This is a genomic window from Marinobacter goseongensis, assembly GCF_023156235.1.
In the GTDB taxonomy this organism is placed as follows: Bacteria; Pseudomonadota; Gammaproteobacteria; order Pseudomonadales; family Oleiphilaceae; genus Marinobacter; species Marinobacter goseongensis.
Genome location: NZ_JAKZAI010000018.1, coordinates 1 through 12020, shown reverse-complemented (window position 1 = coordinate 12020; position 12020 = coordinate 1). Strand labels below are relative to the sequence as shown.

14 protein-coding genes and 1 pseudogene are annotated in these 12020 nt (G+C 56.9%); 9 read left to right on the top strand and 6 right to left on the bottom strand.

Features of this window, described 5'->3' with window-relative positions:
- Window positions 1–6 precede the first annotated feature (6 nt).
- Entirely contained in the window at window positions 7–231 is a 225-nt protein-coding gene (locus MLC70_RS14885) for a hypothetical protein (protein ID WP_248185098.1), read from the bottom strand.
- A gap of 694 nt (window positions 232–925) precedes the next feature.
- On the opposite strand from MLC70_RS14885, the gene MLC70_RS14880 reads away from it, so the two are divergent.
- The gene (locus MLC70_RS14880) at window positions 926–2581 is read left to right on the top strand and encodes a DEAD/DEAH box helicase family protein (RefSeq protein ID WP_248185095.1); all 1656 of its coding nucleotides are present in this window, start codon (window positions 926–928) and stop codon (window positions 2579–2581) included.
- A gap of 335 nt (window positions 2582–2916) precedes the next feature.
- Here MLC70_RS14880 and MLC70_RS14875 read toward each other — a convergent pair whose 3' ends face one another.
- The gene (locus tag MLC70_RS14875) at window positions 2917–3972 is read right to left on the bottom strand and encodes a DNA-binding protein (protein ID WP_075195079.1); all 1056 of its coding nucleotides are present in this window, start codon (window positions 3970–3972) and stop codon (window positions 2917–2919) included.
- Window positions 3973–4167: 195 nt separating this feature from the next.
- Between MLC70_RS14875 and MLC70_RS14870 the strand changes: the two genes are divergently transcribed.
- Window positions 4168–5157, top strand: a complete 990-nt coding sequence (locus MLC70_RS14870) for a site-specific integrase (protein WP_075195078.1) — start codon at window positions 4168–4170, stop codon at window positions 5155–5157.
- Window positions 5158–5179: 22 nt separating this feature from the next.
- Here the strand turns inward: MLC70_RS14870 and dmeF are convergent.
- The 4 genes and pseudogenes from dmeF to merR form a co-directional block, all read right to left on the bottom strand.
- Window positions 5180–5860, bottom strand: a pseudogene (gene dmeF, locus MLC70_RS14865) (CDF family Co(II)/Ni(II) efflux transporter DmeF).
- A 251-nt stretch (window positions 5861–6111) separates the two neighbouring features.
- The gene (locus MLC70_RS14860; protein ID WP_008295672.1) at window positions 6112–6549 is read right to left on the bottom strand and encodes a protein tyrosine phosphatase family protein; all 438 of its coding nucleotides are present in this window, start codon (window positions 6547–6549) and stop codon (window positions 6112–6114) included.
- Between the two features lie 188 nt (window positions 6550–6737).
- A complete protein-coding gene (locus MLC70_RS14855) occupies window positions 6738–7436 on the bottom strand; it encodes an MBL fold metallo-hydrolase (protein ID WP_008295674.1) in 699 nt (232 codons plus the stop codon).
- Between the two features lie 213 nt (window positions 7437–7649).
- Window positions 7650–8078 (bottom strand): mercury resistance transcriptional regulator MerR, encoded by a 429-nt coding sequence (gene merR / locus MLC70_RS14850; RefSeq protein WP_015077956.1) that lies wholly within the window; start codon window positions 8076–8078, stop codon window positions 7650–7652.
- 73 nt (window positions 8079–8151) lie between these two features.
- Here merR and merT point away from each other — a divergent pair, with 73 nt between their 5' ends.
- The 7 genes from merT to merE all read left to right on the top strand — a co-directional run bounded on the left by merT (window position 8152) and on the right by merE (window position 11852).
- Window positions 8152–8505: a mercuric ion transporter MerT gene (gene merT / locus MLC70_RS14845; RefSeq protein WP_008295676.1), complete on the top strand. Its 354-nt coding sequence runs from the start codon at window positions 8152–8154 to the stop codon at window positions 8503–8505.
- Window positions 8506–8542: 37 nt separating this feature from the next.
- A complete protein-coding gene (gene merP / locus MLC70_RS14840) occupies window positions 8543–8839 on the top strand; it encodes a mercury resistance system periplasmic binding protein MerP (protein ID WP_023659522.1) in 297 nt (98 codons plus the stop codon).
- Window positions 8840–8915: 76 nt separating this feature from the next.
- Window positions 8916–9074 carry a mercury resistance system transport protein MerF gene (merF, locus tag MLC70_RS14835; RefSeq protein ID WP_232774866.1) on the top strand — a complete coding sequence of 53 codons (159 nt, stop codon included), beginning with the start codon at window positions 8916–8918 and terminating at the stop codon, window positions 9072–9074.
- Window positions 9075–9079: 5 nt separating this feature from the next.
- Window positions 9080–10483, top strand: a complete 1404-nt coding sequence (merA, locus tag MLC70_RS14830; protein WP_248185093.1) for a mercury(II) reductase — start codon at window positions 9080–9082, stop codon at window positions 10481–10483.
- A gap of 13 nt (window positions 10484–10496) precedes the next feature.
- On the top strand, window positions 10497–11132 hold the full coding sequence (gene merB, locus MLC70_RS14825; protein WP_023559548.1) for an organomercurial lyase MerB: 636 nt from the start codon (window positions 10497–10499) through the stop codon (window positions 11130–11132).
- Window positions 11133–11139: 7 nt separating this feature from the next.
- Window positions 11140–11544 carry a MerR family transcriptional regulator gene (locus MLC70_RS14820; RefSeq protein WP_137093190.1) on the top strand — a complete coding sequence of 135 codons (405 nt, stop codon included), beginning with the start codon at window positions 11140–11142 and terminating at the stop codon, window positions 11542–11544.
- 77 nt (window positions 11545–11621) lie between these two features.
- Complete coding sequence (merE, locus tag MLC70_RS14815) at window positions 11622–11852, top strand: broad-spectrum mercury transporter MerE (RefSeq protein ID WP_008295681.1); 231 nt, start codon at window positions 11622–11624, stop codon at window positions 11850–11852.
- The last annotated feature ends 168 nt before the right edge of the window (window positions 11853–12020 follow it).

The following is a 12020-nucleotide window of genomic DNA, read 5'->3' as shown; positions in this document are numbered from 1 at the left end:
CCCCCCTTATAACGACCAGTTGTCGCGTTTCTGGCCCGGTCGAGCCAATGGCACCATCGCCCACACACCCGCCTGCGCAGCCCCGGCGGGCTTCTGCGGTGTGACGGTCTTCGGACCAAGCGCGAGCTTGCCACCTACCATGATGCGGGTTTCCTGACCATAGCAGGTCGCCGCTTGCGACGGTGTACCAAAAACGCGGCCATTGGAAGCGTTCAGCAAGTAGGAACCCATGAGCTTACAGCCTTTGTCCTGCTTTGCCTGCTCTTTGATGATTACGCCGGGTCTGATCTGCGCTGCGCCAGCTCGTAGCCAAACCGCTCAGCGTCGTTGCTTAGAATCTTGGCTTTCCCAAAGCCCACCAGCGATCGCCCGGCCCCTAACCCCCACAACTTCTGGATCTTGCCGGAGTCGTTGCATTGGCCGTATAGATTGGAATTTGTCAAAAGGTAGCTTCCATCACTTCTGACCTAAACCCCGAGTAATTCACAGCATCGGGAACCACCACCCCGCCAACCCCAACCTTGAAAATGAAGCTCTGCCCGTTGATTATGACTACTTACTCCAGAAGTTTGGAACGCCTGAGTCACTCGGACATCAACACATGCCCTATCCATGGAACGATGCGGACAGTCAAACACGCCCTCCTCTTGTCATTTTGCCGATTACATCAACGGCCGTTGATCGACTTCTATCCAGTGGGTCACCAGGCACCTGGTTCTCCGATGCCTCGCGCCTTGAGACAGCCTGCGTTTATCTGCTGGGCATGCTGCCAAAACTGGCATCGAACCCCGACAAAGCCGCCCATCACCTTCAGCGTGCGCTCAACGACCTGCTTCAACAACTCAACACCCCAGCGGCACTGGCAGAGTTTCGCCGGATGGCGGCAATGGATTTTGACCCGACACAGCTTAGACAGAGCCTGGATTTGATGCCGGCACTGAGAGTAGACCTGCAATTTGAGTCCGAGAAAGACGCGGCGCCGGCGGTTAATGCGGACGGCACGCTTAACGGTGACTTCAACGCAGATGTCGTTAACCGGCGCCTGGGCAAAAGCTTCTACAGCGATGACCCGACTTTACAAAAGCTTGGGCTGAACACCCACCAGAGCCGCATTGCTACTGCGATACTGGGGGATCCCGAGGAACCGGTTCACATTCAAGGATTCGCGGGGACCGGAAAAACACACATGATCCGGGCCATATTGCAGTCGCTGCCTGGGGAGCACACTGCGATTCTGGCCAAGACGCAGGGCCAGCTGCAGGGCATCCTGTCTGACGTCGACATGCAAAACGTCCATCACTTTCTGTTCGGTCAGTTCGCCCGGGACCACCTCATCGATGCAGGGATTCCGCCTGGCGCCGTTCGGGGTTTACACGCGCAGTTAGACTTCAATATATCCGACGGTACCATTGCAGACACTATGGGTTACGGTCGCGTAGGCTCGTTAACGCCCGAGGGGGTCGCAAAGGCGGTACGCGCCATTCTGTTCAAATTTTGTGAGTCCGATGCATCTGTCGTTGGCCCTTTGCACCTGACGTATGCGCATCTGGCGCTCTCCGCGGCCGAGCAGCGTCTTCTGATTGGTCATGCACAAGCCTATTGGGACCAGCTGACGGGGCCCAGCTCGTCGGAGCGTTGGCAGCCAGTTCGTCACTACCACCTGATCAAGTGGGCGTCACTGGTGCCGAAAAAAGATCGCAACAGCCTGCGAGTGTCTGGAACAGACACGCGGCCACTCGACCTGAAATTCGCGCTCGTCGACGAAGCTCACGATCTCACGCCGGCCATGGCTTGCCTGCTCGATCAGTGCGGAGTTGCTGTTTACTCACTCGGCGATACGTTCCAGAACGTTCAGGGGGCAGCGCCCAGGTTCTCATCGCATACATTGCGCAGAGAAATGAATCTGTCGATGCGTGCAGGGGAGGGTATAGGCGTCGTCATCAACCCGGTGCTGGAGGCACACCCGGCATTCCAGAAAATGGAGGTGTTGAAAGGCTCCAAAGAGCTCGATACGCAGTGCCAATTTTATCTGACACGCCGTATTCCGAAAACGCCATACGCGATTCTTTGCGGGACCCATTTCCATGTGTTCGAGTATCTTCATCAGCTGGTGAACGCCGGCGCTCGAGTGTCACTGTTGCCTGGTACCGCCTTTGCCTTACCTGCGTTTGTCGACGCGCTGTTGATGCTGCACCGCGGGTACCGCCCCTCCAGCTCTGATCTATTCCGGTTCCGGGATTGGGATGCCTTGGAGAAATCCTATGGGCGCATGCAGGTGTTTGGAAAGATAAAAGCCATGCTGATGAAGGGTTACAGCGCGACCGACTTCAAGAACATCATGTCCAAGGTTCAGCTGATGGGACGCGGCCACTATACGCTCGGCCGGGTCGAAGACGCCAAGAACTGGCAGTTCCCCAACGTCATGTTGTCGCCGGAACTGATCACACCGAACAAGCAGGCGCAATACGTGGCCAGCGGCTTGTCAAAGGTGTATCTCGCCGCGTCCCGGGCACAGAGGACGGTTGCGGTTCCGGAACGACTCCATGAGTGGATCGAAACTCAGAGCCAGCTGAAGTCCTGAGATGGTGACCGCGCCCCACAGACCCGCAACGCTCTAACCGAACTGTGCCAGAGCGGTGAAACTGTTATCCGCGGCAGCTTTCGCTCTGGCATGGGCCTTTTGGCCTCAACGCTGTTCAGGTTTTTTTACATTCTCCCCGCCTTTGAAGAAGTATTTAGCGCTTTTTCAGGAACGGCAACGATTCTGACGAAATCCTCCAAAAAGCCCGTTAACCATCTGTTTTACAAACCCTAAACTATCGCAGCCTGCCAAAGATCACGGTAGACATCTAACTTCTCCTTGCGCGAGTGGCATTGCTTGCAACTCTCAGGGCTGATCGGGCCGTCAATCACCGGCTATTTAGCCAGGCTTGTTTGAAGTTGTTTCAATTGACCCTGGAGGACAGCTTTCTCCTGGAGTAATTCGCGGTTCTGATCGTTGAGGAACTGGTTTCGGTCGTCAGCCGCTGCCACGCGCTCTCTGAGGTCGGAGATCCGCTGCTGGCAGGCCGCGAGATGTTTTTCAGAATCCGTTAGGGCCGCACCAAGCTTCTCCCGGTGTTCGGCGTCGCTATCTCGCTCCAGCTGGAGGCGGTCGACTGTCGCTTCCAGCGTTTCTGTTCGCGTTGCCCATTGTGTTATGACGGCCTGGCTCGCGTGCAACTTTTCTTTCAAGTTTTCAGCGTGATCCTGACTGGCCTTATAGCGCTGGTTTATTTGGTCGCGATGTTGTCTCAGCGTGTCGCGATCCTGTTCGCTGGAACGGAGCTGCTGCGTCAGCTGATCCACCTGACCCTCCAGTCCTGACTGGGTCCTGTGAAACTGATCCCGTTCATGACGGCGATCCTCGGCAATCTCCTGCTGGTAGTGCTCGAAATGGCTGCGGATATCGCGGTTTTCCTGCTTCATCTCTTGGACGGTTGCAGTGGTCTCACTGAGTTTCTCCTGACTTGCCTCCAGTTTGGACGTGAGTGAGGCCGCCCGGTGCTGTTCCTGTTGCAGAGCGTGGGCCTGGGCATCGCTTTCGTTGCGAAGCGCTTCATTGGCCTTCTCCAGTCCGCAGCGTTGCTCTTCCAGTGACTCGCACCGCTGCCGCACCTCTTCCAGCTCGGTGCGCCATTGCTGTTCCAGCGTCTGGTGCGCTTCGCGCTCCTGCGTAATACGTTCATCGGCCGCGTATTGAGCTCGCTCATGCAGGGCTTTCACGGCGGCCACCAAGTCAGCCGGGAGTCCGTTCAGATGCGCTGCGGCTTCGCTGCCTGTTTTCCAACGTTTCAGCATTGGCCCAAGCGTGCTGCGACTGCCGGTACCGAGTTCCGATCGCACCCGGTCGACAGTAGGCTCGTCACCGCGTTGGCGGACGCGTTGCGCAGCGTTGGCGACATCCTGGTAGGTAATTCCGGCGCGGGCCATGACATGCCTCATTTTTTTCATATAACGTGATATGTAATATTACGTTATTTATGAGATAATTAACAAAGTTAATTTAAGAAACATAACGCACGTTAAAGAGCATTAACGTGCGTTAGAGTGTGGTCTGCTCTATTCTGCCCCTGTAACACCGGTACACCACCGGCTCTTGAGAGCACGCCTCGAATTGGAGTGATCATGGATCCAAAACCCACCACCAGGTCCACATTACGTAATACGGAAAAGACCCTGTTAGCCGATTCGGCTAATCGGTACATCCACATGGCCACCACGGACAACACGCGCCGAACCTACCGTGCGGCCATTCGAAGCTTTGAGCGCTGGGGCGGACGTCTACCGACACAGCCGGCGACCTTGGCGGCCTACCTGTCCGACCAGGCAGTCGCGCTTAATCCTCGCACGCTGGATGTCTACCTGACGGCCCTGGGGCGCTGGCACCAGACTCAGGGATTGCGTGATCCCGCTCGGGACCCTGGCGTGCGCAAAACGTTGGAAGGGATTCGTCGCGTCCATGGTCGGCCGAAACGGCAAGCCCGGGCGCTGCGCCTCGAACACATTGCCGTCTTTCTGCAAACACTCCAGCAGCAGCCTGACTCGCTCAAGAAGCATCGCGACTGGGCCCTGCTGCAGGTCGGTTTTTTTGGGGCGTTTCGCCGCAGTGAGTTGGTGACTATTGAAGTGGAGGATTTGTCGTGGGAGCCGGAAGGGCTTGTGGTGACTCTGCCGCGCTCGAAAACGGATCCTCACGGTGAGGGGCTAAAGCGGGCCCTGCCTCGGGGCAACGGGCCGGTCTGCCCGGTCAGTGCCCTCGAAAACTGGCTAAAGCGCGCGGGCATTCACGAAGGACCCGTCTTTCGAGCCGTCAATCGCTGGGATCGGTTGCAACCCCAAGCCCTCTCAGGCGGGTCAGTGAACCGTATCCTGAAGGCGCTCGGGGAAACCTGCGACCTGGACTTCGTGCCGACCCTGAGCAGTCACAGCTTCCGGCGCGGTTTATCCACCGCCGCCGCGCGGGAGAAGGTCGACTTTGCGCAGATCAAGCGTCAGGGCGGCTGGAAGCATGACGGGGCGGTGCGGGGCTACATCGAGGAAGGGCAGCAGTTTACGGACAACGCCGCAAGCACCCTGCTGGCCAAAGTTGCTAGCCTGATCGAGGGCTCCGATTAATGTTTAGTATGACAGTGGTTGGCTACCCATCCTGAGAGAGTTCGCAATGCATTGGACAGGTATGGACTATCACAGTCACATGCACAAGTGATGCGTTATCCGTTTGGATACGATCGCGGTAATGACCGGGCGGCTGAGGGTCATGGGTAACGACCGCGACAATCGCAGCATACAAGTTAGGCCCAATCGACCAAACATGAAGATCACTCACGCGCGTATCGCCGCATTCTACCGCTCGTTTAACGCCCTGCTGGATACCGGTTTGCTGTTGATCGAGTAACACGCGCGATGTGGCTTTCAATAATCCCCAAGACCACCGGGTAATGAGAATGGCACCGACGATACCCATTGCCGGGTCCATCCAGTTCCACCCGGCGTATTTACCCGCAAGCAGAGCCACGATGGCCAATACAGAGGTGAGCGCATCGGCCAACACGTGGAAATAGGCCGCACGGCGGTTGTGGTCGTGATGGTCATGAGAGTGGTGTGAATCGTCTTCCTGGTGGGCATGACTGTGGTCATGGTGGTCGCCAAGAATTTATGCCGACACGCCGTTGACGATCAGTCCGATGATCGCTACGAAAATAGCGCCGTTGAACGAAATCGTGACCGGATGGATAAAGCGATCAATGCTCTCAACCACCATGAAGAGAGCGAAGCCGGCCAGGAGTACGGCGCCCGTGAACCCTCCCAGCGCATTCACTTTGCCGGTACCGAAACTGAACCGCGAGCTCGATGCGTTTGAGTTCGGCAACCCCGTTGGGGCGAATCACACCGGCGAGTTGTAGAGCCTGGAAAGCACTGTGGGGCGCGTTATCCAGTGGGTGGCGCGTCCTTTTTATTTGGGCCAGTAGATGTGACGATCATCAACGACAAAGTCATGCTCGTGAGCCCTCGGATGGCACCAAGGCATTTTGACATTTTAAGGCCAGTTTTAACGGGACGATCTCGCGATCACTTCTGACCCATCCGATTTCGATATATCTCAAGATCGTCCCGCAGTGGTTCCAGATCATAGCCGGCTGCGCTGGCTTGGCTGAGCAGGTCCGCGATCGGATAGTGAGCCGCCTTGGCATAGGCCCACAAGTGGATGGCGCGCTTCCCGGTGCGACAATAGCCGAGAACCGGGTCCGTGGATGATTGCAAAGCGCTGGCAAAAGCCTCGATATCCTCAGGGGCGTACTTTCCCGGTTCGACTGGAATTTCGTACCACGTCATGCCCAGGGACTCTGCCTTGTTTTTCAGGGTTTGGGTATCAGGCTGGTCGTCCGTTTCATTTCGAGCTCTGCTGGCAATAATCGTGCGGAAACCCGCGTTTGCCAGTTGTTCAATATCGTCAATACCAGGTTGCGCCGTTACACTAAAGCGCTCATCAAGTTGTTTGATATCCATCGAATATCTCCTTTAATTTCAGGGAACTTCTGAATAAGTTTATGTCAGCTCATAGCGGCTGGGTTTATCCAAAAAGAGACCGGCGAGAATGCCAGCAAGGATCGCTATCGCCAGGGCACGATCGAGGCCGGACTCAGTACTCAATGCAGAGTGCTGCGCCATTGGGTAACAATCCATGCTTACAAACGTCACGGTTGCTTTCCGCATGCCAGATTTGCAGGCACGGCAACATCCATCAGTTTGGGGTCGGGCAAGTTAAGATTATTCATGATCCGGGCGTACTCGGCTTCCGATTTGCCCGCCAGACGTGGGTTGTAATGCTTCTCCTCGTAGATGGAGGAGCTCAGCATTCCTTTGTAGTCATGCGCTGGATATACCAACGTATCGTCAGGTAAGCGGAACAGTTTGTTAACGATAGAATCGTAGCTCTTGCGTGGGTCGCCGCCCTGAAAATCAGTCCGGCCACTACCGCGAATCAATAACACATCGCCAGTGAATACCGCCTTCTGGTCGCCCTGATTCCAGTAAAAACTGAAGGATTCATCAGTGTGACCCGGAGTGTAAATGGCTTCCAACCGAATGCCGTCGATATCAATTCGATCACCTTCCGATACATGTTCTGATACGCATTCCGCGTTAGTAAATTCACCCATGATGGTGACGCATTGGGTGGCGTCACGCAGATCACCAAGGGCAGTGACGTGGTCAGCATGAGTGTGGGTATCAATCGCCCGGACAAGCTTAAGATCAAGTTGATTAATTAACCCAAGATAGGCCTCCGTCGACTCTTTTACGGGGTCGATGATGAGCGCTTCTCGACCCCGGCCGGACGCAATGAGATAGGTGTAGGTGCTGGATGTTTTGTCGAAGAACTGACGGAACAGCATGAATTTCAACCTTGCGAAAAACGCTAAAAGATATAAGGGTGTAACTAAATGTAATAATAGCAAAGGTAGCTGTCAATCGCAGGGCGAGTGGGCGCCATGCCTAGTGTCTCGCCCTTCGGGAGGCCCTGCTTTTTTTGGTTGGTGAGGTTAGCGTACCTCCCTTCAGCCCTTAATTTTGTGTACGCCTCGTTCACGGACTGTCTTGTTCTTTAATCAGGTAAAAGCCGAGTTTTCAAGCCCATCCTGGAGCGATGTGATTAATGGGCATTCAACATTCCCACGCTGAGCGCAGCATTCCTGCACTAACCCGTCCAGCGCACGCTCGATGCGTCGCAGGCTTGAAATTTTCGCCCGCACACTGGCTAGTTTTTGCTCGCCCAATACCCGTGCTTCATCGCAATGGGTACCGTCCTGCAGTGTCAGCAGCCCTCCGATTTCATCCAGACTGAACCCCAGCCACTGGGCCGTTCGAATAAAGTGCAGGCGGGCCAACGCCTGATCGTCGTAATGGCGGATGCTTCCATAGGGCTTTTCAGGCTCTGCCACTAACCCCCGGCGCTGGTAATAGCGGATGGTTTCCACTCCCATACCGGCGGCTTTGGCCAGGGCTCCAATGGTCATTGAGTGTTGTTTTTTGGACATAGGGGTTGATTCCGTAGCTGACTACGGGAGTAACCTTACCTCAGTCACCCATTTTTAGAAAGGAGCCATCGTAATGTCAGAGTCCAAAAAATCCGGTCGCGGTTCGCTGATCGCAGGAGGGATTGCCGCTGCTCTGGCGTCTGCCTGTTGTCTTGGCCCCCTGGTCTTGATCACGTTGGGCATTTCCGGTGCCTGGGTCGGCAGCCTGGCCGCCCTGGAACCCTATCGGCCCTGGTTCATCGGTGCGGCACTGGTGGCGATGGTCTTTGCCTGGCGCCGGATATATCGACCTGTCGGGGCCTGCCAGCCGGGCGATGTTTGCGCGGTACCGCAAGTGCGCACGGCCTACAAGGTCGTTTTCTGGATCGTCGCGCTGCTCATTCTGACTGCGTTGGCTTTCCCCTTCGTCTTACCGCTGTTTTACTGAAACCTGATCCACTATGTTGACTGAGAGGCACTACACCATGAAAAAGTCCCTGATTGCTGCCGTACTGTTTACGCTGTTCAGCCTGCCTGCCCTGGCTGCGCAACAAACGGTGACCTTGTCCGTTCCAGGCATGACCTGTTCGGCCTGCCCGATTACGGTTAAAGCTGCCCTGAAGCGGGTCGACGGCGTGAGCGCTGTGGATGTCCGATATGAGGAACGTGATGCGACGGTTACCTACGACGATGAGAAAACCTCCGTTGAGGCGCTGACTCAAGCCACGACTAACGCGGGTTACCCGTCCACGTTGAAACAGCCCCAGGCGAAACAGGAGTAACCATGCGAACCCCAAACCTTGTTGCGGGTGAGCATCATTTGCACCGTGCTGGTCGCGCTGTTTCACGCCGATACTGGTGGTTTTGCTAGGAACGTTAGGCCTGGCTGCCCTGACCGGTTATCTCGACTACGTGCTGTTGCCCGCACTGGTCTTATTTATTGGCCTGACCTGTTATGCCGTCTGGCGCAAGAAGAAACACGACGCCTGCTGCGATAGTCCATCAACTAAGGAGTAACATTTATGAGTGACGACAACCTGCACATTGCTGTGATTGGCAGCGGCGGTAGTGCCATGGCTGCCGCCCTGAAGGCGACTGAACGCGGTGCCCGGGTGACACTGATCGAACGCGGCACCATTGGCGGAACCTGCGTCAACATTGGCTGTGTGCCCTCTAAAATCATGATTCGGGCGGCTCACATCGCCCACCTTCGCCAGGAAAGCCCGTTTGATGACGGCCTGAGCGCCCAGGCGCCGGTGGTGAATCGTCCGGCGCTGCTTGCTCAGCAACAGGGACGAGTGGAGGAACTGCGCGAGTCCAAGTACCAGAATATTCTCAATGACAATGCCGCGATTACCGTCCTCAAGGGCGAGGCGCGGTTCGTGGACGAGCGCACGCTGACGGTTACGCTCAACGCCGGCGGCGAACAGACGGTGAGCTTTGACCGGGCCTTTATCGGCACGGGCGCAAGACCCGCCGAACCACCCGTTCCGGGGCTGTCCGAAACTCCCTATCTCACGTCCACCAGTGCGCTGGAGCTGGATCACATTCCCGAGCGCCTCGTTGTGATTGGTGCCTCGGTGGTGGCCATAGAGCTGGCTCAGGCCTTTGCCCGCCTTGGCAGTCGGGTCACCATTCTGGCCCGCAGCCGGGTGCTGTCTCAGGAAGACCCGGCGGTGGGTGAAGCCGTGGAAGCGGCCTTCCGTCGCGAGGGCATCGAGGTGCTCAAGCAGACCCAGGCCAGTGAGATTACCCACAATGGCCGGGTGTTCACCCTCCAAACCAACGCCGGCACCCTGGAGGCGGAGCAACTGCTGGTGGCCAGTGGCCGCACACCCAATACCGAGAACCTGAACCTGGAGGCCGTCGGCGTGGCTACCGAGCGCGGCGCGATCCGGATCGACAACCACCTGCAAACGACCGCGTCCGGCATTTATGCAGCCGGGGACTGCACCGATCAACCCCAGTTCGTCTACGTGGCTGCCGCCGGTGGTAGTCGGGCCGCCATTAACATGACCGGCGGTGACGCCAGCCTCGACCTCAGCGCCATGCCCGAGGTGATCTTTACCGATCCACAAGTGGCCACCGTCGGTCTGTCCGAGGCGGAGGCCCAGGCTCAGGGATACGACACCGACAGCCGCACCCTGACCCTCGATAACGTGCCCCGGGCCCTGGTTAACTTCGATGCCGGGGGCTTCATCAAGATGGTCGCTGAGCGTGGCAGCGGACGATTGCTGGGTGTCCAGTCCGTCGCGGGCGAAGCCGGTGAGCTGATCCAGACGGCCGTCATGGCGCTGCGTGCGCGTATGACCGTGAACGACATTGCCGATGAGCTGTTCCCGTACCTGACCATGGTGGAGGGGCTCAAGCTCTGTGCCCAAACCTTCACCAAGGACGTGAAGCAATTGTCGTGCTGTGCGGGATAAGACGGTGCCGCCAATGTATAACATGGATGAGATCGTGGAACGGCTGGGTCTGACCGGCGAAAGGGAAGCCGCGCTTCATGTGACGCTGTTGCGCGAGCTTGCCCTGGGACAACCGGTCACTGTTGAGCGGCTCGCGAAGTCGCTCAACTGGACGACTGATGAGGCAGAGTTGGTGCTGGAAAAACTGCCCTGCGGGACCATCGAGTACGACGGCCAGGGACGGCTGATCGGCTCCGGCATCACACTGCGAGAAACCCCGCATGCATTTGTTGTCAACGATCGGCCACTTTATACCTGGTGTGCACTGGATGCCTTGATGTTTCCAGCTGTCATCGGCGAACGGGCGCAGGTGCAATCGCGTTGCCCGCAGACGAACAACCCGGTCACCTTGACGGTTACGCCACAGGGAGTGGTTTCGCTTGAGCCGGAGGACGCGGTCGTCTCTTTAGTCTCGGTGGCCGCAGCGGGAGACATTCGAAGTGCGTTTTGTTGCGACGTCCATTTCTTTGCTTCACGGCAGGCCGGGGAGGCCTGGGGGCGGGATAAAATGCATGTGCACATGGTGAGTGTTCAGGAAGGTTTCGAACTGGGGCAGCGGATTGCGCACCTTATACTCAACAGGGCAAGGAGTGACCAACATGGGAGCTAATACCCGAATGGTAAACCCCAACCTTGAAGGTGGGCCGGGGGCGCAAAAAGAAGGCTGTGTCATTTCCGAAGCGGCCCGTCTCTGCGGCCTGTCAGTGCATCAGATCCGGACTTATCTGGACATGCGATTGGTGTACGCCTGTGGCACCACTCAGGGGGGCTCTCGCTTGTTCGATGACGGCTGCCTGCAACGGTTGGCGTTGATCCGCTCCTGTCGTGAAGCCGGTCTCGGTCTCCCCGAGATTGCCGAATTTATACAGGCGCTCGACAACGGGGATAAAGGGCAGTGTCGAGCCGTCGAACGGCAAATTCAACACACAATTGCTGTTAAACGAGCCGCACTGAATCGCTGCACCCAGGCACTCACCAAGGCGGCGCATGGAGTGAAGTTGAGCGCTCTCAAAGGGCCGTAAGTTGAGGTGGCACCGGACAGTGGCCGAATTGGGCTTTTGCAGGGAGTCGTAACTCTTCAATGCATTGGAGGTGGTTTATGACGAACAATGAGCGCGAACCGACAGAAGTATCCCGGTCGCGCAATGGTTACTTGTGGGGGATATTGGCCGTGCTCAGTTGCCCCTGTCATTTGCCGATTCTCGCCATCGTGCTGGCTGGCACGAGCGCCGGCGCTTTTCTCGGGGAGCACTGGGTAATCGTGGGTATCGCGCTGACCGGCCTGTTCGTGCTGTCGCTGAGCCGACTACTAAGGGCCTTCAGCAAGTAACGGTCCGGTGTCGTATCCGGTATGGATCGCGGCCCACTGTATGTCAGATGCTAATCACGCGAGTTTACATTTACATAATAGCTGGAGAAAACTAAGGAGGCTCTGAATAAGTCTCAAAATCAGCGATAATACGGTCATCGTCAACTGCACAGGATTCGTTGCCACCAT

What these genes read in the sequence shown, in the direction of transcription:
- merA (WP_248185093.1), top strand. Translation starts at nt 9,080, where the DNA reads ATGAGTGACGACAACCTGCACATTGCTGTGATTGGCAGCGGCGGTAGT.
- merR (WP_015077956.1), bottom strand. Translation starts at nt 8,078, where the DNA reads ATGTCCAAAAAACAACACTCAATGACCATTGGAGCCCTGGCCAAAGCC.
- MLC70_RS14820 (WP_137093190.1), top strand. Translation starts at nt 11,140, where the DNA reads ATGGTAAACCCCAACCTTGAAGGTGGGCCGGGGGCGCAAAAAGAAGGC.
- MLC70_RS14885 (WP_248185098.1), bottom strand. Translation starts at nt 231, where the DNA reads ATGGGTTCCTACTTGCTGAACGCTTCCAATGGCCGCGTTTTTGGTACA.
- MLC70_RS14875 (WP_075195079.1), bottom strand. Translation starts at nt 3,972, where the DNA reads ATGGCCCGCGCCGGAATTACCTACCAGGATGTCGCCAACGCTGCGCAA.
- merP (WP_023659522.1), top strand. Translation starts at nt 8,543, where the DNA reads ATGAAAAAGTCCCTGATTGCTGCCGTACTGTTTACGCTGTTCAGCCTG.
- merB (WP_023559548.1), top strand. Translation starts at nt 10,497, where the DNA reads ATGTATAACATGGATGAGATCGTGGAACGGCTGGGTCTGACCGGCGAA.
- MLC70_RS14860 (WP_008295672.1), bottom strand. Translation starts at nt 6,549, where the DNA reads ATGGATATCAAACAACTTGATGAGCGCTTTAGTGTAACGGCGCAACCT.
- merT (WP_008295676.1), top strand. Translation starts at nt 8,152, where the DNA reads ATGTCAGAGTCCAAAAAATCCGGTCGCGGTTCGCTGATCGCAGGAGGG.
- MLC70_RS14870 (WP_075195078.1), top strand. Translation starts at nt 4,168, where the DNA reads ATGGATCCAAAACCCACCACCAGGTCCACATTACGTAATACGGAAAAG.
- merE (WP_008295681.1), top strand. Translation starts at nt 11,622, where the DNA reads ATGACGAACAATGAGCGCGAACCGACAGAAGTATCCCGGTCGCGCAAT.
- MLC70_RS14855 (WP_008295674.1), bottom strand. Translation starts at nt 7,436, where the DNA reads ATGCTGTTCCGTCAGTTCTTCGACAAAACATCCAGCACCTACACCTAT.